Below are 18,432 nucleotides of genomic sequence, written 5' to 3'. Positions count from 1 at the left end.
CGCCGCCGGCGAGTGCAGCTGCGATCATGCTCGCCTGCGAGATCTGGTTGGGCGTGATTGATTTCGACGCCAGCCATTGCGCGATCGAGCGTGCCCAGTGTGTGTCGCGGCTCGCCAACGGCCTGCGGTCACCTGTTTCGGTCATGCCCGCTCCCCCTTCCGGTACAGTGAATAATTGTAGATCGCCGCGTAGCTGGTCGAAACGGCCAGCGGCAGCGCGATCGTCTTTAGAATTTCGGGCGTGCCGCTCAGCGCGTGGATCGTTGCGAGAATGGCACTGGATGCCAGGCAGGCGATCAGCGGCGGCGCCCAAAGGGCTTGCGTTCCATTCATCCGGCGTGACAGTTGCTCGACCGCAGTCTTGAGAAACAGCGTCAGGCAGGCGGACAATGCGCCCTGGACGAGACCGGCAAGCAGGACGCGGCCGGGCGGGTATTCCCGGTTTGCAAACATCGCCCATCCGCCCATCGCGCAGAAGGCGAATGCGACATGGGTGATGCTGTTGCCCGCGATGCGCCGCAGCCTAGTCGTCATGTGGCCGACCACCAGTAGCGGACAAGATGGAAGAAGATCGGGGCGGAAAAGACGACGGAATCGAGCCGGTCGATCAGGCCGCCATGGCCCTCGATCAGGTTGCCCCAATCCTTGACGCCGCGGTCTCGCTTGATCGCCGACATCACCAGCCCGCCGAAGAAGCCCATCATAGTGATGACGAAGGCCAGCAACCCGGCCTGGAATGGCGTGAACGGCGTGATCCACCAGAGGCCGGCGCCGATCAGCGTGGCGCTGGCAACGCCGCCGACAAAGCCCTCGACAGTCTTGGAAGGCGACAGCTTCGGCGCGATCTTGGTGCGGCCGAAGAGCTTGCCCCAGACATATTGGAGCACGTCGCTCAGCTGCACGATGATGACCAGAAAGGCGATGAGCAGCACATTGCGGCCCTCATAGCCCGGAATATCGAGCGTCAGCAGCGCCGGCACGTGGGAGGCGCAGAAGACGCAGATCATCAGCGCCCATTGCACCTCCGCGATCCGATCGAGAAAGCGCTCGGTGTCGCCACGCAGCACCGAAATGATCGGCGTCAACAGGAAGGCATAAACGGGAATGAAAATCGCGAAGATGCCGTATTGCTTCGTCCAGAGCAGAAAATACTGCAGCGGCAGCACGACGAAGAAGGCGGTCGCCAGCGCCCAGTGATCGGCGCGTTTGGTGTGAGTCAGCGTGATGAACTCGCGCAGCGCCGCGAACGAGCAGAAGCCGAAGAGCACAAGGATGCCGACTCGGCCGATCATGAAAGCGATGCCGATCAGGATCGCCATCACCCACCAGGCCTTGATGCGCGCGTTGAGGTTCTCGATCGAGGCATTGGCGCCATCGGGCGAGAGGCGGCGCTGCAGCACATAGCCGATCGCGGACGCAACGACGAGCACCGCGAGGATGCCGAGCACGAGCGTGAGGAGGTCGGAGTTCGCCGTATTCATTCGCTACCGCCTGGCTGTTTTGGAGAGAGATCGAGAAGGGCCGTCCGCGCCCGATCAAGAAAGACCTGCTTGTCTTCGGCCGGATGCATGTGCATCGGCTCTCCGAAGGTCACGGTGCAGATCAGCGGGATCGGGACGATCTCGCCCTTCGGCATGACGCGGTTGAGATTGTTGATCCAGACGGGCACGAGGCGGATATCCGGCCGTGCTGACGCGAGATGGAAAAGCCCGCTCTTGAACGGCAGCAGCGATGCGTCCGTCAGATTGCGCGTTCCCTCGGGAAAGAGAATGAGCGACGAACCGGCATCCAGCGCATTCGCCATAACCTCGATCGGATCGCTTGTCCGTTTGTCGCGCTCGCGTTCGATCAGCACGGCGTCGAAGACGTCGCTGCCGATGAAGCGCGTGGTCGCGGATTTCAGCCAGTATTCAGCCCCCGCCACCGGGCGTGTGGACCGGCGCAGGCGGGGCGGCAGAACGGCCCAGACCAGAATGAAATCGCCATGGCTCGAATGATTGGCGAAATAGATGCAGGTGTCCGTTGTCGGGCCGTCGCTTGTCCAAATGGCGCGCACGGCCGTTATGGCACGCGCAAACAGAACGATGGCCGTCGCCACCGGTCCCGCGATCATCTTCCGTACCAAATCGATCCCCCATCCACCTGACACATATAAGATGTGTAGCCTTGTTTATGGCGGATCAAAAGCCCTCGGCTTCGCGCAACCGTCGGCTGGTTGCGGTCATCCCGGCACAAGGCGCGAGATGGTGGAGGAAAGCGTTAACCATGCTTCGGTAGGAATGGTGTCGAACACAACGGAACGAATCGATGTCGGTAAACACAAGCAAGAGTTTGAAGGCCATGACCACAAGTGAAATCGTCCTTTTTCCTGTGGCCTCGCGTGCCGGCGACATCGATCGCAGCGCCGCCGAACTCGAGCGCCTGCATGGTGCCGATGCCGTTCAATACTGGAAGACCGAATGCCGGCGCTTGGCGAGCGAACTCGAATCGCTCGGCCTGCCGGAGGCCGAAGTTCGCCATCAGGTGATGGTTTTCCAGGTCGAGGTGCAGCAGGCCCTGGTGCAGCGCTCGCAGTCGCGCGCGATTTCGCAAAGCCGCAGCGGTCGCGCGCTGAAGCGGTAAGCGGGCGGGGCATAGGCCTTGTTCTGGGCCATGGCGATATGGAGCCTAAGCTGCTAGACGCAAGGCCAACCCGCCACGCGAAAAGGAATACGCGATGATCCAGCCTACGGCTTCGTTCAAGGACAATCTGCAACTGCTGCCCTCAGTCGAAGGCCTTGCTCGCATAGACCTTACCGACCTGGCCGGCGTCATTGTCGCGACGATCGAAAACCAGCCGGGCAAACAGGGTTCGCTCGCGGTCTATCAATATCTGCAGCAATGTTTCGGCATCCTCGACAAGCAAGCCGCGACTTACGCCCTCGACCTTTTCGCCGAGCACACCGCCGACGCCAAAACCCGCCCCGGCGCCCATCCCAACATCGACCGCTTGCTCCATATCATCGGCGGCGCTGCGCCGTTGGGCATCGAGCTTGTTGCTCGGTGACAAGCGCCGCACAGTGCAGGCTGTGAGTTTAACGAGGGCATCGACGAGCTGATGAAGCACGCAGGGTCGACGACATCGGCTTTGGCTCGCCAGCTTCCTGTGATTTGATTTCGGAAATATCGACCTCGAACGGAGGAAGTTGCGAACAACGGACAACCGCGTTCGGCACGAGGGCGTCACTATGTCTTGGAGGCGGATTGTTACCTATGTGTCCAGGTCGGACAAAGGGAATATGGCGGAGAGGGTGGGATTCGAACCCACGATACGGTTGCCCGTATGCCGCATTTCGAGTGCGGTGCTTTCGACCACTCAGCCACCTCTCCGCTTCGTTGGTCGGCGCTTGTTCGGCGCGGGCTGTCTCATAGCGAGAGTTTGGCGGGCTGGCAAGTCGTAATCTCAAGCCATTTCATCCTTTTGTCATCCTTTTACCTTGACAGTTTTTTTATGCTCGCGTATCTGCGCAACCCAATAGGTGTGGATAAGTCCGCGCCTTGTCCGTCCCGCGCCCGCGTGGGGCATCACCGGCAGCCAGAGTTCCTGGGCAAAAGCCCTGAAATCCCTGCTTAACATAGACTGATAAAAAGACGGCCACCTGTTTGATGCGGGTCGAGCCGGAACGAACATGAAAGGATAAAAAATGTTCGCAGTCATCAAGACCGGCGGTAAGCAGTACCGTGTGGCAGCAAACGACGTGCTGACCATCGAGAAGCTTGAAGTCACCGCTGGCGAATCGATCGAATTCACCGAAGTCCTCGTAATCGGCGAAGGCGCCGATGCCGCGATCGGTGCTCCCTTCGTCAAGGGCGCGTCCGTCAAGGCCGAAGTCGTCGAGCACAACCGCGGCAAGAAGGTCATCGCCTTCAAGAAGCGCCGTCGTCAGAACTCGAAGCGCTCGCGCGGCCATCGCCAGCACCACACCGTTGTCCGTATCACGGACATCGTGGCTGCTAAGTAAGATCACGGGACTTAAGGTTTAAAGGAGAACTCCAATGGCACACAAAAAAGCTGGCGGTTCGTCGCGCAACGGTCGCGATTCTGAATCCAAGCGCCTTGGCGTGAAGAAGTTCGGCGGCGAAGCCGTCATCGCAGGCAACATTATCGTGCGTCAGCGCGGTACGCAGTGGCACCCGGGTTCCAACGTCGGCCTCGGCAAGGATCACACGATCTTTGCTCTCACCGCCGGCAATGTGAACTACCGTACGAAGGCCAACGGCCGCGTATACGTATCCGTGATGCCGAAAGCGGAAGCAGCGGAATAAGCCGGTAGCGCTTTATAGCAGCCGGTGTCTCATCGACCCGGCTGAGCGTATCAGGTTCAGTCAAGACAAAAGGGGAGATGGGGCACCACCCATCTCCCCTTTTTCTTTACCCTCAAGGAGGACTGAACCATGCAAGTCGAATTGTTACGGAGAGACCAAAGGTCTCCCGAAGAACGGCTGCGGCCGGAGCGGTTAAGGACCGATTGCCCTGTCTTACTGTCGGAAAGGCTCGTCATGCGCGCGCCCCACGAAGAAGACATCGACGCCCTTGCCCATCTCGCCAACAACGCCAAAGTCGCCACAATGGTGTCGCGCATGCCGCACCCGTATACGGCCAATGATGCCGCCGACTTCGTGCGACGCACGAAAAATGGCGAGATTGGCAAGTGCGTCTATGCGATCACCAAAGCCGAAAACGGCGCCTTTATCGGTTGCTGCGGGGTCGAACCGCATCTTGATGGTCGCACCGTCGAGATCGGTTACTGGCTGGGCGAGCCCTACTGGAACCAGGGCTTCATGACCGAGGCCTGCCATGCGCTTGTCGACATGGTGTTCCGCACCCGCGAGGATGTCGATCAGATCGATGCCCGTTGCCGGGTGATGAACGTCGCCTCGCGGCGTGTCATCCAGAAGTGCGGCTTCCAGTTCCAGGGATCGGGGCTTGCCGCTTCGCTGGCGCTTGGGAGCAACGTGCCGGTCGAATGGTACAGGCTCGACCGCAAGACCTGGATGTCGCTGAGAAGCTGGGGGAGCGTATTATGAGCGCGCTCAGCCTGGAAAGGCCAAGACCCCAGGTCGCCACCGCCGGTTCGCAGCCCGACATCAAGACCGAGCGGCTTTTCCTGCGGGCGCATCGGCTGAGCGATGCCGATGCGATCGCGGAATCGCTGTCCGATTTCGCGGTGACGCGGATGCTGGCACGGGTGCCCGCACCCTACGACCGGCAGGATGCGCTCGACTGGCTGGTGCCGGTCACGGCCGGCCGGCTGCCGGACTGGCAGATGGCGATCACCAATGGTGACGACGCGCATATCGGCGTGGTGTCGATCGAGCTTCGTCATGGCCGCTGGCATCTCGGCTACTGGCTGAACCGCTACTACTGGCGGCGCGGCTATATGAGCGAGGCGGTTTCCGCCACGCTCGAGCGCTTTTCGCGGCGCATGCCCGAGACCGTCGTGCATTCCGGTGTCTTCGCCGACAATCCGGCGTCGCTGAGACTGCAGGAAAAGCTCGGCTTCCGCATGACCGGTTGCAGCGAGGTCTTCAGCTTCGCGCGCAACACGATGGTCACGCATGTCGAAACCATGCTGAAGCCCGGCGCATTGCAGCAGAGCAAGAGCGTCTGATGAAGCATGAAGGCGCCCCACACTCATCGGGGCGCCTTCTTCAATTGTCGATCTCGACCCAAACGGGGAAGTGATCGGATCCCATGGCCGAGGTGTCGATCCGTGCGGATATTAGCCGGCTTTCGAGGCCAGAACTGACGAAGACGTAATCGAGATGCATGCGCTTGCCATGATTTGTGGGATCCATCCAGCTGTAGCTGTCGGGCTGATAGGCGCTGAGCGCCTCGAACGCGTCGACAGGCGTGCCGATGCGCGTCGTGCGTCCGTAATATCCGTCCTTTCGGCCCGCGAAAGCGCAGTATTCGGGCGATTCCGGCAGCATGTTGAAGTCGCCCATGACGAGGTAGTTTTCGGGCAGCGGAAGCTCCTCGATCTCGAACTCGCGGGCGCCGGTCAGCGATCCGCCTTCATGGGTGAAGGCGTTGATACGCTCATTGAGGTGCGCGAGTTGGCGGATGCGTTCGTCGCTGGAGACGTGATCGAGATGGACGGAATAAACGCGCACCGCGCCGCCGGGAAGGTCGATGACAGCCTCGGTGGCGCTGCGTTGCAGATTGAGCTTGGTGAGCGTCCTGCTGCGCGGCAAAAGCAGCGTGCGGGTCGACAGGATCGGCCAGCGCGACAGGACCATGTTGCCGAACTGCATGCGCATGCCGCGCAGCGCGGGTTGGCCGTCGATCTCGGCGACATGCAGGTCGCAGCCAGGTCCATAGACCCAGAAATGGTCGGGAAACAGAGCGCTAAGATCGGCCACCATGTCGGCATATCGGTTTCGCGCGAAGCCGCGGGTGACTTCCTGGAGCGCGATGACATCCGCGCCGGCAAGACTGTCGGCGATTCGTTTCAGATCGTACGTGCCGTCGAGACCGAAGCCGTACTGTATGTTATAGCTCGCAAACCTAACGATAATCTTTGACCTCCGGCTGAACGGCCTATATCGATCAGGCCAAGACGGGCGTCCAATGACACCGAATGATGGAAGTAAAATGAAATTTCTCGATGAAGCAAAGGTCTATATCAAATCCGGCAGCGGCGGCGCGGGTGCCGTGTCGTTCCGGCGCGAGAAGTTCATCGAGTTCGGCGGGCCTGACGGCGGTGACGGCGGACGCGGTGGTGACGTGTGGGTGGAGACCGTCAATGGTCTCAACACGCTGATCGATTTTCGCTTCCAGCAGCACTTCAAGGCGACGATCGGCACGCACGGCATGGGCCGTAACCGCACCGGCGCCAATGGCGAGCACGTGACGCTGAAGGTGCCTGTCGGCACCCAGATCTTCGAGGAAGACCAGGAAACGCTGATCTGCGACCTGACGGAAGAGGGGCAGCGCTATTGCCTCGCCCGTGGTGGCAATGGCGGTTTCGGCAACGCGCACTTCAAGACCTCGGTCAACCAGGCGCCCGATTGGGCCAATCCTGGCCTCGAGGGCGAGGAAAAGACGATCTGGCTGCGTCTGAAGCTGATCGCCGATGCCGGCCTGGTCGGTCTGCCGAATGCCGGCAAGTCGACGTTCCTCGCGGCGGTTACCCGCGCACGCCCCAAGATCGCCAATTATCCGTTCACGACGCTGCACCCCAATCTTGGTGTTGCGACGATCGATGAGCGCGAATTCATTCTCGCCGACATTCCCGGCCTGATCGAAGGCGCGCATGAGGGTGTCGGCATCGGTGACCGGTTCCTCGGCCATGTCGAGCGCACGCGCGTTCTGCTGCATCTCGTTTCCGCGCAGGAAGAGAATGTCGGCAAGGCCTACAAGACGGTCAAGCACGAGCTCAGGGCCTATAGCGACGAGATCGGCGACAAGCCGGAGATCGTGGCGCTGTCGCAGATCGACGTTCTCGACAAGGCGACGCTGACGAAGAAGACCAAGGAACTGGCCAAGGCCTGCGGCAGCACGCCCTTCCAGATCTCTGCGGCAACGGGCATGGGCATGACCGAGGTGTTGCGCGCGCTGCGCGATATCATCGTCGAGGCCAATGCAGAGGCCAACATTGCCGAGAAGCCGGCCAAAGCTTTGAAGGTGCGTCATCGCGATGTGATCGCCGACGAGGACGAGGCCAATGACTAGGCAGAAGGCGCTCGGTAGCTACCGGCGCATCGTTATCAAGATCGGCTCCGCGCTGCTCGTCGACCGGAAAACCGGCCTGAAGAAGAGCTGGCTGGACGCGATGTGCGCCGATATCGCGAAGTTGAAAAACAAGGGCGTCGATGTGCTCGTTGTGTCCTCGGGCGCCATCGCGCTTGGGCGCTCGGTTCTCGATCTGCCCTCGGGCGCGTTGAAGCTCGAGGAAAGCCAGGCCGCAGCCGCGGTCGGCCAGATCGCGCTTGCGCGCGATTGGTCAGAGAGCCTGTCGCGGGACAGCATCGTCGCCGGCCAGATCCTGCTGACGCTTGGCGATACGGAAGAGCGCCGCCGCTATCTCAATGCGCGCGCGACGATCAACCAGCTCCTGAAGATCGGCGCCGTTCCCATCATCAACGAGAACGATACCGTTGCCACCAGCGAAATCCGTTATGGCGACAATGATCGCCTCGCGGCGCGTGTCGCGACGATGGCGGGCGCGGATCTCCTGATCCTGCTCTCCGATATCGACGGCCTCTATACCGCTCCGCCGCATCTCGACCCGGATGCGCAGTTCCTGGAAACGATCGCCGAGATCACGCCTGAAATCGAGGCGATGGCCGGCGGCGCCGCATCCGAGTTGTCGCGTGGCGGCATGCGTACCAAGATCGATGCCGGCAAGATCGCGACGACCTCCGGCTGCGCGATGATCATCGCTTCCGGCGAGACCGACAGCCCGCTCTCTGCAATCGAAAACGGCGCGCGGTCCTCCTGGTTCGCGCCTTCGGGTACGCCCGTGACTGCACGCAAGACCTGGATCGCCGGTCAGCTGCAGCCGGCCGGAGAGCTTCATGTCGATGACGGCGCGGTGACGGCGCTGGGCGGCGGAAAGAGCCTGTTGCCCGCGGGAGTCCGCAAGGTTGTCGGCGTATTCAGCCGTGGCGATACGGTGGCGATCATCGGGCCCAATGGCCGGGAGATCGCGCGCGGATTGGCGGGCTATGACGCCGATGAAGCGCGCCAGATCACCGGTCGCAAGTCCAGCGAGATCGAGGCCATTCTCGGCTATGCCGGGCGCGCGGCGATGATCCATCGCGACGACATGGTCATGACCTCTCAAATCAATTCGAAATCGGAAAGGCAGAAGAAGGACGCCGCCCATGCTTGATACAGTCGTGCAAAGCCCTGACATTGACGCGCTGATGAATGACATCGGCCGCAAGGCCAAGGCTGCCGCACGACCGTTGGCCTTCGCCTCTACCGACGCCAAGAACGCTGCTCTGAATGCCATGGCTGATGCGATCCTGGCGGACAAGGACCAGATCCTCGCTGAAAACGCGCGGGATCTCGAGGATGCCGCGGGCTCCGACATGCTGCCCTCTTTCATCGACCGGCTGACGCTCACCGAAAAGCGCGTCGCGGAGATGGCCGATGGCATTCGCGCGATCGCCGCGCTGAAGGACCCTGTTGGCGAGGTGGTCAGCGCCTGGGATCGCCCGAACGGCCTGAAGATCGAGCGCGTGCGCACGCCGCTTGGCGTGATCGGCGTTATCTTCGAAAGCCGCCCGAATGTGACTGCGGATGCCGGGGCGCTCTGCGTCAAGGCTGGCAATGCCGTCATCCTGCGCTGCGGCTCGGATTCGCGTCGTTCATCGCAGGCTATCTATGAATGCATGGTACGCGGCCTGAAGGCGGCCGGGCTCCCAGAGCACGCTATCCAGCTCGTTCCGACCACGGATCGCGCGGCCGTCGGCGCCATGTTGCGTGGATTGGATGGAGCGATCGACGTGATCATTCCTCGTGGCGGCAAGAGCCTTGTCGCGCGTGTGCAGAATGAAGCCCGGGTGCCCGTCTTCGCGCATCTGGAAGGGCTCTGCCATATCTATGTCGATGCATCCGCCGATCTCGACATGGCCAAGGAGATCGTCGTCAACGCGAAGATGCGCCGGACGGGGATTTGCGGCGCGGTCGAGACTATTCTGGTCGATAGCGCCGTCAGCGACACGCACCTCGTACCACTACTCGAGGTTCTCACGGGTGCCGGTTGCGAAGTTCGTGGATCCTCGAGCGTCGTGAAGGCGGCGCCGGGAACGAAGGCGGCGACCGAGGAAGACTGGTCCACGGAATATCTCGACGCGATCGTCTCGGTCGCTGTCGTCGATGGCATCGATGGTGCGATCAAGCATATCCAGACCTATTCGTCGAACCACACCGAAGCGGTGATCGCCGAAGACCCGGCCGTGGTGGAACGCTTCTTCACCGAGGTCGATTCCGCCATCCTGCTCCATAATGCCTCGACGCAGTTTGCCGATGGTGGCGAGTTCGGCATGGGTGCGGAGATCGGTATCGCCACCGGCAAGATGCATGCGCGAGGCCCTGTCGGCGTCGAGCAGCTGACTTCGTTCAAATACCGCGTGCATGGCACCGGCCAAGTCCGGACCTGATGTGATCAACGACGAATTGGACCGACGCTATCTTCGCGTGCCGCATGCCGAGCGGGGCATGGTGGTCGGTCTGTTCGGCGGTTCCTTCAATCCTCCGCACCAGGGCCATGCGCTGGTGGCGGAGATTGCCATCAAGCGGCTTGGTCTCGATCAGCTGTGGTGGATGGTCACTCCCGGCAACCCCTTAAAGGATCCGAGCCAGCTTTTGCCGCTGGCGGAGCGGGTGCGGCTCAGCGGAAAGCTTGCCAAGCATCCAGCGATCAAGGTCACCGCGTTCGAGAAGAAATTCGGCACGACGTTTACTGCTGAAACGCTGGCGCGGATCAAGATCAGCAATCCGCATGTGCATTTCATCTGGATCATGGGCGCCGATAGTCTGAAGACGTTTCATCGGTGGCAGCGGTGGCAGGATATCGCCCGCATGTTCCCAATCGCGGTCATCGACCGGCCGGGTGCAACGCTTTCGTTCCTGTCTTCGAAAATGGCCAAGACCTTCGACTTCGCGCGCATTGACGAGGACGACTCACGAGCGCTCTGGAAGAAGCCGGCGCCGGCCTGGACATTCATCCACGGGCCGAGATCGCGACTGAGCTCGACAGCGATCCGCGCGCAAAACGGCGCTTAGCTCATTTCTCTCAATATCAAGCTGGAAAATGAAAAGCCCGACGGGGGAGGATCCGTCGGGCTTAAAACTTGACCGGCAACTGGGAGGAGGAGTGTTGCCGATCCGTTATCGGACAGCTTGGGAGGAGGAGATCGCTGTCCGATGAGGAGGTTGTATGATGAGTATCACAGAAAGAAAAGCGAAATTGGTGCATCGCAGCAATGCATTTCTGACATGTGTTTAAGTGTCGCACCCATTGCTGTGCTCAATTTGTCGGCATTTTCCGGCAAATTCTTTTGTTTTGGCGTCGCTTAGCCGTTCATTGCTGGTCGGTACCAGCCACCTATGCTGCGCCGCAGCGGCGTTTCCGTCATGATTCACGAACACGTGAAGCTATCTTCATCAAGTGTTACGCGATGCGTTGCGTTCAGCTGAATATAGCGCTGGTCAATGGCTGGGTTCCGTTATATCTCTCCAGACATCTCGAAGTGTTGGGGAAACAATATGCACAATCGTCGTCAATGGGTGAAATTTGCAGCTGTCGCGGTCTCCGCGATCTGGCTTGGCGCAACCGCCGGCACAGCCGTTGCCGCTGAAAAGGTTACGGTCTTTGCCGCCGCGAGCATGAAGAATGCGCTTGATGCGGCCAATGCGGAATGGGCCAAGGAAAGCGGCAAGGAAGCTGTCGTCTCCTATGCGGCGAGTTCCGCTCTGGCAAAGCAGATCGAAGGCGGCGCGCCGGCGGATGTGTTCATCTCGGCCGACCTCGACTGGATGGACTATCTCGCCAAGAAGAACCTGATCAAGGCGGACACCCGCTCCAACCTGCTCGGCAACAGCATCGTGCTCGTTGCCGCCAAGGACAAGGTCAAGCCTGTCGATATCAAGCAGGGCTTCGATCTCGCCGGCCTGCTCGGCGACGGGAAGCTCGCCATGGGCGAAGTCAAGTCGGTACCAGCCGGCAAGTACGGCAAGGCGGCGCTTGAAAAGCTCGGCGTCTGGTCGTCGGTCGAAGGCAAGGTCGCAGGCGCTGAAAGCGTGCGCGCGGCGCTGGCGCTGGTCTCGCGCGGCGAAGCGCCGTTCGGCATCGTTTACCGGACCGACGTGAACGCCGATCCGGGCGTTGCCGTTGCCGGCACCTTCCCCGCCGATTCGCACCCGCCGATCACCTATCCGATCGCCATCCTGTCCGAGAGCAAGAATGCCGATACGGCCGCCTATCTCGACTTCCTGAAGTCGGAGAAGGCTGCGCACTTCTTTACCGAACAGGGCTTCACCATCCTGAAATAATTGCGGTTTTATACGCAACTGCCTAGCTTGAAGGCCCGCCACGGTGGGCCTTCGTTTTTTCAGGAGCATTGCATTTGGAAGCACTTGGTCTGAGCAGTGACGAATGGACGGCGATTATGCTCAGCCTGCGGGTGTCTGTCGTCGCGATGCTGGCAAGCCTGCCCTTCGGCATCGGTGTCGCGCTGCTTCTGGCGCGGGGACGCTTCTGGGGCAAATCCGTTCTCAACGGCATCGTGCATTTGCCGCTCATCCTGCCGCCTGTCGTTACCGGTTTCATCCTTCTCGTGCTGTTTGGCCGGCGCGGGGTGATCGGCGCCTTTCTCGATCAATATTTCGGAATCGTCTTCTCCTTCCGGTGGACGGGGGCGGCCCTTGCCTGCGCCGTGATGGCGTTTCCGCTGATGGTGCGCAGCATCCGCCTTTCCATCGAGGCGATCGACCGCAAACTTGAAGAAGCCGCCGGCACGCTCGGCGCCAGCCCGTTCTGGGTTTTCCTGACGGTGACGCTGCCCCTCACCCTGCCCGGCATCATCGCCGGCATGATCCTGGCCTTCGCCAAGGCCATGGGCGAGTTCGGCGCGACGATCACCTTCGTTTCCAATATCCCCGGCGAGACGCAGACGCTGTCGGCCGCGATCTATTCCTTCACGCAGGTTCCGGGCGGAGACGCAGGCGCGTTGCGGCTGACACTCGTGGCTGTCGTCATTTCCATGGCCGCGTTGCTCGCATCCGAATTTCTGTCACGTCTCATTGGGCGGAGGATCGATCCGCAATGACGCTCGTTGTCCAGGCAAAGCATCGGTTCGACGCGTTCTCGCTTGAGGCGGGGTTCACGTCGGAACGCGGGATCACCGCGCTGTTCGGCCGTTCGGGCTCTGGAAAGACCTCGATGATCCGGATGATCGCGGGGCTTACACGCCCCGACGAGGGGCAAATCAGTCTCGACGGCGAGATCCTAACCGATACCGCCAAGCGCATTTTCGTGGCCAAGCATCGCCGGCGGTTTGGCTATGTGTTTCAGGAAGCACGGCTTTTCCCGCATCTGACCGTGCGCCAGAACCTGACCTACGGTCGCTGGTTCGCGCCGAAGGGGGCGCCACGGGAGAGCTTTGAGCGGATCGTCGGCCTGCTCGATATAGAGAGGCTGCTCGGCCGCAGCCCTGAGCACCTGTCCGGCGGCGAAAAGCAGCGGGTGGCGATCGGCCGCGCGCTTCTGTCATCGCCGCGCCTGCTTCTCATGGATGAGCCACTTGCCGCTCTCGACGAAGCGCGCAAGGCCGAGGTGATGCCGTTCCTTGAGCGTCTGCGCGACGAGATGGATATTCCGATCGTCTATGTCAGCCATTCGGTGGCGGAGGTGGCGCGGCTTGCCGATCAGGTCGTCGTCATGCAGGACGGCCGGGTGAAGGCGATTGGCGCGGCAACAGAGGTACTCAGCCTGCCGGCTGCGTCGCTCGATCGGCGCGAGGCGGGCGCCCTATTGCAGGGGCGTGTGGAAGCCGTGGACGGGCGGCATCACCTCGCCACCGTTGCGATGGCGACCGTGCGGCTGCATGTGCCAGATGCCGGTCTTGCGCCGGGCAAGGCAGTGCGTGTCCGTATTCCCTCTCGCGATGTGATGCTCGCCACCGAACGGCCGAATGGCCTCAGCGCGCTCAACGTGCTTGAAGGTACGATCCTGGCAGCGACACCGTCCGACGATGCGACGGTAGACGTGACGGTCGATTGCGGCGGTGACGCGATCCTGTCGCGGATCACCAGTTTCTCGGCGGAGCGCATGGCGTTGCGCGAGGGCATGCCGGTGTTCGCCATCATCAAGACGGTTGCGCTGGAGCCTTAGGCTGTTGGCTCGGCGCCATCGAGCAAGCGGTTGCTCTCCAGCCAGGCGAGGTCGTCAGCCAGGGTCACCCGGATCGTTTGCTCCATCTGCCGAAAACGCGCCAGCAGTTCCTCGCCGAATTCAGTCAACGCCGCGCCGCCACCCTTCTGGCCGCCTCGCTGCGATTCCACGACCGGATGCTTGAACATCCGGTTCATTTCGCTGACCAGCAGCCAGGCGCGCCGATAGGACATGTCCATCGCACGGCCGCCGGCGGAGATCGAGCCGGTCTCCTTGATGTGCTCCAGCAGTTCCATCTTGCCGTGCCCAAGGCGGTCTTCATGCGGGAAGCTGATGCGAAGGACCGGGACAAGCGTGTTTTCTAAGGTGTTTTTCATTTGCAATCTTCGCACTGGGACGAAGCATCACTTTACTGAGGGCGACAGCAACTGTACACAGCCCCGCAGGATGCACTTGAGGCTGAGCCATCCGTTGCTGCCGCGCCAAATCCGGCATTCATGCTTTGTGATCGCGGGCGTCTTGAAACATTTATGGTTCGGTGCCTATCTTAACCATGATTTGGTTCGCCAAATCAGTGATGTGCATGCTTTGTCATTCCGAGAAAGGGAAAGCACTGACAACAGTACACGCAAAGGGAAGCACGAAAGTCGTTGTCCCGAAGAGCCCGGAACGTGGCGTTGATGCCGCTGCCCGCGCCCTGCACACCGTCCTCGTCAGCCTCGAGGACTCCAAAGCTGAAGATATCGTTTCCATCGACATTGCCGGAAAATCGGCGCTCGGCGACTTCATGGTCGTGGTATCGGGCCGCTCGAGCCGCCATGTCATGGCAATTGCCGACCACCTGCTCAGCGACCTCAAGGATGAGGGCTTCGACTCCGCCCGAGTCGAAGGCCAGGATGCCGGCGATTGGATCCTGATCGATACCGGCGATGTTATCGTGCATGTCTTCCGTCCCGAAATTCGCGAGTTCTACAACATCGAAAAGATGTGGCAGGCTCCCGATCTGGACGAGACGCTGCACTGATACTCCAGCCGGCAGGCTGTCTGGACGCTGCGTCCGGCGCCTGATAGATGGCTCTGATTGGGCCGGCGGTGCTTTAGCCCCGGCCTGCGGCATCTTTGAGTCGCGAAAAGCCTGATAGCAGGAGCGGACACATGCGCGTTGGTCTTTTTGCCGTGGGGCGGCTCAAATCCGGCCCGGAGAAGGATCTTGCGGCGCGTTATTTCGACCGCTTTGCGAAGGCCGGTCCCGCCATCGGCCTCGAATTTTCCCGCGTTGTCGAAGTCGCCGAAAGTCGCGCTTCCAATGCCGATACGCGCAAGCGCGAGGAAGCGGGCATGCTTCAGAAGTCGCTTGCGGACGGCAGTATCCTCATTCTCCTCGACGAGCGCGGCAAGGCGCTCGACAGCGAAGGCTTCGCCACTCTTCTCGGCAATTACCGCGATCAGGGAAAGCGCGAGATGTTGATCGCGATCGGTGGCGCCGACGGACTTGATCCGGCGCTATACGATCGGGCCGACGCAACACTGTGCCTGGGCAAGATGACCTGGCCGCATCAACTTGTTCGCACGCTGATCGCCGAGCAGCTTTATCGCGCGGTGACGATCCTCTCTGGCCATCCCTACCACCGCGTCTGAGCGCTCACGATCATTCACGCAGGTGTGTCTTGCGCGATCGGGCGGCAGGCCTCAATCTTTCTGGCAAAGATGGTCAAATCAGCTTAATCTTCGCGCGGTTTAAGAGGATTTACCGATCGGCATGCCGACACCTGCATCCAAGCGAAACTATGTGATCTTGTCGGTTGCCGTGGCTGGCCTCGCCGCGTCGGTTCTCGGCGTGTCCGGGTGGGTTTCCGCTCTGGCGCAGGAGAAGCCGGCCGCCGCGCAACCGGACCCGCAGGCGGCAAACGCGCCCGTTGTGGCTGCGGCACCTGATCCGGCCGTCGAACTGGAAAAGAAGCGCGACCAGACGCGCAGCGAGCTGGATGCGCTGTCGAAGACAATCAATCTCTCTTCGAGCAAGGTCGCGGAACTGCAGAAGAGCATCGAGGATCTGGACAAGAGCACCAGCAGTGTTCGCCAGGCGCTTATTGATTCCGCCGCGCGGCGCAAGTCGCTGGAAAAGCAGATACTGGAAAGCGAGAAGAAGCTAGCCGATCTCGGCGTGAAGGAAGATGCGGTTCGCCAGTCGCTACACGAACGGCGCGGGCTGCTGGCCGAGGTGCTCGCGGCACTGCAGCGGATGGGACGCAACCCGCCGCCGGCGCTTCTGGTAACGCCGGATGACGCGCTTGCCTCCGTGCGCAGCGCCATCCTGCTCGGTGCCGTTGTTCCCGGCATACGCAAGGAGACGGATAAACTCGCCGCCGATCTCGGCAACCTGGCCTCGCTGCAGGCCGCAAGTGCCGCAGAGAAGGCAGGCTTGACGACGACGATGACCAACAGCCTCGAGGAAGAGCGGCGCATGGATTTGCTTCTCGCCGAGAACGAGAAATTGAGCCGGAGCAATACAGCCGAGCTCAATGCCGAGCGCCAGCGCTCCGAGGAACTCGCAGGTAAGGCCACGAGCCTGGAGAGCCTTGTGGCGTCGATGGAAAGCGAGATTTCATCCGTTCGCCAGGCGACTGCCGCGGCGCGCCAGGCGGAGGAAAATCGCAGGCTGCTGACGGATGAACAGCGCGCGCAGGCCAAGGCTTTGGCGGACAGCGGGGTGCCCGATAAAAACCGCATTGCGCCCGCATATCCGTTCGGAGAATTGAAGGCCAAGCTGGAGTTGCCGGTTGCCGGCGATATCCTGCGCCAGTTCGGCGATGCCGATGGAACAGGCCATGAGGCGATGGGTATGACGCTGGCGACCAACCCGGAAACGGTGGTCACCGCACCGGCGGATGGTCTGATCGTTTATGCCGGCGCGTTTCGCAGCTACGGGCAGATGATCATTCTCGATGCCGGCGACGGATATCATCTGGTTCTCTCCGGAATGGAGACCATGAACGCGCGGCAGGGCAAGTTTGTTTTCGCCGGCGAACCGCTTGCGGTGATGGGTGCGAAAAGAGTGGCCAGTGCGACTGCATTGGCGCTGGAAACAAACCGACCAACGCTTTACATTGAATTTCGAAAAGACGGAAAGCCGGTCGATTCCCGACCATGGTGGACCGCCAAAGACACCGGAAAGGCACGCAATGATTCGTAGGGCTTCTCTTGTTCTGGTTGGCGCATTGATGGGTGCGACGGCCATGAGCGTCATCTATTCCGCCGGTGTGCCCGCGGAAGCGGCGGGGGCGTCCACCTACAAGGAACTGTCCGTTTTCGGTGACGTGTTCGAGCGTGTTCGCGCCCAGTATGTGACGCCGCCGGCCGAGGACAAGCTGATCGAGAATGCGATCAACGGCATGCTTTCGTCGCTTGATCCGCATTCGAGCTACATGAACGCCAAGGACGCGGCGGACATGCAGACCCAGACCAAGGGCGAGTTCGGCGGTCTCGGCATCGAAGTCACGATGGAAGACGAGCTGGTGAAGGTCATCACGCCGATCGACGATACGCCGGCCGCCAAGGCAGGTGTTCTCGCAGGTGATTATATCTCCGAGATCGACGGACAGTCCGTCCGTGGCCTGAAGCTCGAAGACGCTGTCGAGAAGATGCGCGGTGCCATCAACACCCCGATCAAGCTGACGCTGATCCGCAAGGGCGCAGACAAGCCGATCGAGCTGACGATCGTTCGCGATGTCGTGGCCGTGCAGGCGGTCAAGTCGCGCGTAGAGGATGATGTCGGGTATCTCCGTATCATCTCGTTCACCGAGAAGACTTATCCGGACATGGAAAAGGCGATCGAGAAGATCAAGAAGACCGTTCCGGCCGACAAGCTCAAGGGCTACGTGCTCGACCTGCGCCTCAACCCGGGCGGTCTGCTCGACCAGGCGATCCAGGTATCGGATGCGCTTCTGCAGCGCGGCGAGGTGGTTTCCACGCGTGGCCGCAATCCGGACGAAACCCGCCGCTTCAATGCCGGCCCTGGCGATCTGACGGATGGAAAGCCTGTGATCGTTCTGATCAACGGCGGCTCGGCTTCGGCATCGGAAATCGTCGCCGGCGCCCTGCAGGATCTGCGTCGCGCCACGGTTCTCGGCACACGCTCCTTCGGCAAGGGATCGGTCCAGACCATCATTCCGCTCGGCGAGAACGGCGCGCTTCGCCTGACGACGGCGCTCTACTACACGCCGTCGGGCCGCTCGATCCAGGGCACAGGCATCACGCCTGACATCAAGGTCGAAGAGCCGCTGCCGGATGATCTGAAGGGCAAGATGGTGACCGAGGGCGAATCCGCACTGCGCGGCCACATCAAGGGCCAGAGCGAGACGGACGAAGGCTCGGGCTCCGTCGCCTACGTGCCGCCGGATCCGAAGGATGACGTGCAGCTCAACTACGCACTCGACCTTCTGCGCGGCAAAAAGACGGATCCGTCTTTCCCGCCGAACCCTGAAAAGGCCGTCAGCGCCAAGTAACGATCAGATGAGGCGTCAGGCCGGATGAGGATCCGGCC

Annotated in this window: 22 protein-coding genes, 1 tRNA gene and 1 pseudogene; 17 read left to right on the top strand and 7 right to left on the bottom strand. The window is 61.3% G+C overall.

Going from position 1 to position 18,432, the window contains the following annotated elements:
* The 4 genes and pseudogenes from ACCD05_RS30230 to ACCD05_RS30215 all read right to left on the bottom strand — a co-directional run.
* Positions 1-145 (bottom strand): annotated as a pseudogene (locus tag ACCD05_RS30230) (CDP-alcohol phosphatidyltransferase family protein); the annotation flags it as partial.
* On the bottom strand, positions 142-534 hold the full coding sequence (locus ACCD05_RS30225) for a hypothetical protein (protein ID WP_413397259.1): 393 nt from the start codon (positions 532-534) through the stop codon (positions 142-144). The gene ACCD05_RS30225 and the pseudogene ACCD05_RS30230, both read right to left, overlap by 4 nt.
* Entirely contained in the window at positions 531-1,481 is a 951-nt protein-coding gene (locus ACCD05_RS30220; RefSeq protein WP_413397257.1) for a phosphatidate cytidylyltransferase, read from the bottom strand. Before ACCD05_RS30220 ends, ACCD05_RS30225 begins: the two co-directional genes overlap by 4 nt.
* Positions 1,478-2,113 carry a lysophospholipid acyltransferase family protein gene (locus ACCD05_RS30215; RefSeq protein ID WP_413397263.1) on the bottom strand — a complete coding sequence of 212 codons (636 nt, stop codon included), beginning with the start codon at positions 2,111-2,113 and terminating at the stop codon, positions 1,478-1,480. The genes ACCD05_RS30220 and ACCD05_RS30215 overlap by 4 nt, the downstream gene beginning before the upstream one ends.
* A gap of 227 nt (positions 2,114-2,340) precedes the next feature.
* Between ACCD05_RS30215 and ACCD05_RS30210 the strand changes: the two genes are divergently transcribed.
* Positions 2,341-2,622 carry a DUF6074 family protein gene (locus ACCD05_RS30210; RefSeq protein WP_413397255.1) on the top strand — a complete coding sequence of 94 codons (282 nt, stop codon included), beginning with the start codon at positions 2,341-2,343 and terminating at the stop codon, positions 2,620-2,622.
* Positions 2,623-2,716: 94 nt separating this feature from the next.
* The gene (locus ACCD05_RS30205; RefSeq protein ID WP_413397253.1) at positions 2,717-3,046 is read left to right on the top strand and encodes a DUF2322 family protein; all 330 of its coding nucleotides are present in this window, start codon (positions 2,717-2,719) and stop codon (positions 3,044-3,046) included.
* A gap of 233 nt (positions 3,047-3,279) precedes the next feature.
* Here ACCD05_RS30205 and ACCD05_RS30200 read toward each other — a convergent pair.
* Positions 3,280-3,369 (bottom strand) — tRNA-Ser (locus tag ACCD05_RS30200).
* Between the two features lie 314 nt (positions 3,370-3,683).
* On the opposite strand from ACCD05_RS30200, the gene rplU reads away from it, so the two are divergent.
* The 4 genes from rplU to ACCD05_RS30180 all read left to right on the top strand — a co-directional run bounded on the left by rplU (position 3,684) and on the right by ACCD05_RS30180 (position 5,651).
* Positions 3,684-4,001, top strand: a complete 318-nt coding sequence (rplU, locus tag ACCD05_RS30195) for a 50S ribosomal protein L21 (RefSeq protein ID WP_018901071.1) — start codon at positions 3,684-3,686, stop codon at positions 3,999-4,001.
* Between the two features lie 34 nt (positions 4,002-4,035).
* Positions 4,036-4,305 (top strand): 50S ribosomal protein L27, encoded by a 270-nt coding sequence (gene rpmA / locus ACCD05_RS30190; RefSeq protein ID WP_004127267.1) that lies wholly within the window; start codon positions 4,036-4,038, stop codon positions 4,303-4,305.
* 129 nt (positions 4,306-4,434) lie between these two features.
* Complete coding sequence (locus tag ACCD05_RS30185; protein WP_413397250.1) at positions 4,435-5,067, top strand: GNAT family N-acetyltransferase; 633 nt, start codon at positions 4,435-4,437, stop codon at positions 5,065-5,067.
* Positions 5,064-5,651, top strand: coding sequence for a GNAT family N-acetyltransferase (locus ACCD05_RS30180; protein WP_413397248.1), 588 nt, complete (start codon positions 5,064-5,066; stop codon positions 5,649-5,651). The genes ACCD05_RS30185 and ACCD05_RS30180 overlap by 4 nt, the downstream gene beginning before the upstream one ends.
* Positions 5,652-5,691: 40 nt before the next feature.
* Here the strand turns inward: ACCD05_RS30180 and ACCD05_RS30175 are convergent, their stop codons facing one another.
* A complete protein-coding gene (locus ACCD05_RS30175; protein ID WP_413397261.1) occupies positions 5,692-6,558 on the bottom strand; it encodes an endonuclease/exonuclease/phosphatase family protein in 867 nt (288 codons plus the stop codon).
* A gap of 79 nt (positions 6,559-6,637) precedes the next feature.
* Between ACCD05_RS30175 and obgE the strand changes: the two genes are divergently transcribed.
* From obgE to modC, 7 genes are all read left to right on the top strand, one after another.
* Positions 6,638-7,717, top strand: coding sequence for a GTPase ObgE (obgE, locus tag ACCD05_RS30170; protein ID WP_047509043.1), 1,080 nt, complete (start codon positions 6,638-6,640; stop codon positions 7,715-7,717).
* Positions 7,710-8,879, top strand: coding sequence for a glutamate 5-kinase (gene proB, locus ACCD05_RS30165; protein WP_413397246.1), 1,170 nt, complete (start codon positions 7,710-7,712; stop codon positions 8,877-8,879). Before obgE ends, proB begins: the two co-directional genes overlap by 8 nt.
* Positions 8,872-10,155 (top strand): glutamate-5-semialdehyde dehydrogenase, encoded by a 1,284-nt coding sequence (locus ACCD05_RS30160; protein WP_413397244.1) that lies wholly within the window; start codon positions 8,872-8,874, stop codon positions 10,153-10,155. The genes proB and ACCD05_RS30160 overlap by 8 nt, the downstream gene beginning before the upstream one ends.
* On the top strand, positions 10,130-10,780 hold the full coding sequence (locus tag ACCD05_RS30155) for a nicotinate-nucleotide adenylyltransferase (protein ID WP_413397242.1): 651 nt from the start codon (positions 10,130-10,132) through the stop codon (positions 10,778-10,780). The genes ACCD05_RS30160 and ACCD05_RS30155 overlap by 26 nt, the downstream gene beginning before the upstream one ends.
* Before the next feature lie 483 nt (positions 10,781-11,263).
* Complete coding sequence (gene modA / locus ACCD05_RS30150; RefSeq protein ID WP_111562693.1) at positions 11,264-12,049, top strand: molybdate ABC transporter substrate-binding protein; 786 nt, start codon at positions 11,264-11,266, stop codon at positions 12,047-12,049.
* A 74-nt stretch (positions 12,050-12,123) separates the two neighbouring features.
* The gene (modB, locus tag ACCD05_RS30145) at positions 12,124-12,825 is read left to right on the top strand and encodes a molybdate ABC transporter permease subunit (protein ID WP_112982867.1); all 702 of its coding nucleotides are present in this window, start codon (positions 12,124-12,126) and stop codon (positions 12,823-12,825) included.
* The gene (modC, locus tag ACCD05_RS30140) at positions 12,822-13,889 is read left to right on the top strand and encodes a molybdenum ABC transporter ATP-binding protein (RefSeq protein ID WP_413397239.1); all 1,068 of its coding nucleotides are present in this window, start codon (positions 12,822-12,824) and stop codon (positions 13,887-13,889) included. The genes modB and modC overlap by 4 nt, the downstream gene beginning before the upstream one ends.
* Here the strand turns inward: modC and ACCD05_RS30135 are convergent.
* Positions 13,886-14,266, bottom strand: coding sequence for a winged helix-turn-helix domain-containing protein (locus ACCD05_RS30135; protein WP_047509029.1), 381 nt, complete (start codon positions 14,264-14,266; stop codon positions 13,886-13,888). The two genes, modC and ACCD05_RS30135, sit on opposite strands and share 4 nt — an antisense overlap.
* A 206-nt stretch (positions 14,267-14,472) precedes the next feature.
* On the opposite strand from ACCD05_RS30135, the gene rsfS reads away from it, so the two are divergent.
* The 4 genes from rsfS (at position 14,473) to ACCD05_RS30115 (ending at position 18,394) form a co-directional block, all read left to right on the top strand.
* Positions 14,473-14,913, top strand: a complete 441-nt coding sequence (rsfS, locus tag ACCD05_RS30130; protein ID WP_413397237.1) for a ribosome silencing factor — start codon at positions 14,473-14,475, stop codon at positions 14,911-14,913.
* 131 nt (positions 14,914-15,044) lie between these two features.
* Positions 15,045-15,527 (top strand): 23S rRNA (pseudouridine(1915)-N(3))-methyltransferase RlmH, encoded by a 483-nt coding sequence (gene rlmH / locus ACCD05_RS30125; RefSeq protein WP_289730371.1) that lies wholly within the window; start codon positions 15,045-15,047, stop codon positions 15,525-15,527.
* A gap of 121 nt (positions 15,528-15,648) precedes the next feature.
* A complete protein-coding gene (locus ACCD05_RS30120) occupies positions 15,649-17,082 on the top strand; it encodes a murein hydrolase activator EnvC family protein (RefSeq protein WP_413397235.1) in 1,434 nt (477 codons plus the stop codon).
* Positions 17,072-18,394: a S41 family peptidase gene (locus ACCD05_RS30115; RefSeq protein ID WP_047509025.1), complete on the top strand. Its 1,323-nt coding sequence runs from the start codon at positions 17,072-17,074 to the stop codon at positions 18,392-18,394. The genes ACCD05_RS30120 and ACCD05_RS30115 overlap by 11 nt, the downstream gene beginning before the upstream one ends.
* Positions 18,395-18,432: the final 38 nt, after the last annotated feature.

It is taken from the genome of Rhizobium sp. Rhizsp42 (genome assembly GCF_047304155.1).
Taxonomy (GTDB): domain Bacteria; phylum Pseudomonadota; class Alphaproteobacteria; order Rhizobiales; family Rhizobiaceae; genus Rhizobium.
This window is presented reverse-complemented; position numbering and strand designations above follow the sequence as displayed.

Excerpts from the sequence above, each read along its gene's own strand:
- ACCD05_RS30120 (WP_413397235.1), top strand. The coding sequence starts at position 15,649 with ATGCCGACACCTGCATCCAAGCGAAACTATGTGATCTTGTCGGTTGCC.
- proB (WP_413397246.1), top strand. The coding sequence starts at position 7,710 with ATGACTAGGCAGAAGGCGCTCGGTAGCTACCGGCGCATCGTTATCAAG.
- ACCD05_RS30135 (WP_047509029.1), bottom strand. The coding sequence starts at position 14,266 with ATGAAAAACACCTTAGAAAACACGCTTGTCCCGGTCCTTCGCATCAGC.
- obgE (WP_047509043.1), top strand. The coding sequence starts at position 6,638 with ATGAAATTTCTCGATGAAGCAAAGGTCTATATCAAATCCGGCAGCGGC.
- rsfS (WP_413397237.1), top strand. The coding sequence starts at position 14,473 with ATGCTTTGTCATTCCGAGAAAGGGAAAGCACTGACAACAGTACACGCA.
- ACCD05_RS30210 (WP_413397255.1), top strand. The coding sequence starts at position 2,341 with ATGACCACAAGTGAAATCGTCCTTTTTCCTGTGGCCTCGCGTGCCGGC.
- ACCD05_RS30180 (WP_413397248.1), top strand. The coding sequence starts at position 5,064 with ATGAGCGCGCTCAGCCTGGAAAGGCCAAGACCCCAGGTCGCCACCGCC.
- modC (WP_413397239.1), top strand. The coding sequence starts at position 12,822 with ATGACGCTCGTTGTCCAGGCAAAGCATCGGTTCGACGCGTTCTCGCTT.
- rpmA (WP_004127267.1), top strand. The coding sequence starts at position 4,036 with ATGGCACACAAAAAAGCTGGCGGTTCGTCGCGCAACGGTCGCGATTCT.
- modA (WP_111562693.1), top strand. The coding sequence starts at position 11,264 with ATGCACAATCGTCGTCAATGGGTGAAATTTGCAGCTGTCGCGGTCTCC.
- ACCD05_RS30185 (WP_413397250.1), top strand. The coding sequence starts at position 4,435 with ATGCAAGTCGAATTGTTACGGAGAGACCAAAGGTCTCCCGAAGAACGG.
- ACCD05_RS30205 (WP_413397253.1), top strand. The coding sequence starts at position 2,717 with ATGATCCAGCCTACGGCTTCGTTCAAGGACAATCTGCAACTGCTGCCC.
- ACCD05_RS30155 (WP_413397242.1), top strand. The coding sequence starts at position 10,130 with ATGGCACCGGCCAAGTCCGGACCTGATGTGATCAACGACGAATTGGAC.
- ACCD05_RS30220 (WP_413397257.1), bottom strand. The coding sequence starts at position 1,481 with ATGAATACGGCGAACTCCGACCTCCTCACGCTCGTGCTCGGCATCCTC.
- rplU (WP_018901071.1), top strand. The coding sequence starts at position 3,684 with ATGTTCGCAGTCATCAAGACCGGCGGTAAGCAGTACCGTGTGGCAGCA.
- ACCD05_RS30115 (WP_047509025.1), top strand. The coding sequence starts at position 17,072 with ATGATTCGTAGGGCTTCTCTTGTTCTGGTTGGCGCATTGATGGGTGCG.
- ACCD05_RS30225 (WP_413397259.1), bottom strand. The coding sequence starts at position 534 with ATGACGACTAGGCTGCGGCGCATCGCGGGCAACAGCATCACCCATGTC.
- ACCD05_RS30160 (WP_413397244.1), top strand. The coding sequence starts at position 8,872 with ATGCTTGATACAGTCGTGCAAAGCCCTGACATTGACGCGCTGATGAAT.
- ACCD05_RS30215 (WP_413397263.1), bottom strand. The coding sequence starts at position 2,113 with ATGATCGCGGGACCGGTGGCGACGGCCATCGTTCTGTTTGCGCGTGCC.
- rlmH (WP_289730371.1), top strand. The coding sequence starts at position 15,045 with ATGCGCGTTGGTCTTTTTGCCGTGGGGCGGCTCAAATCCGGCCCGGAG.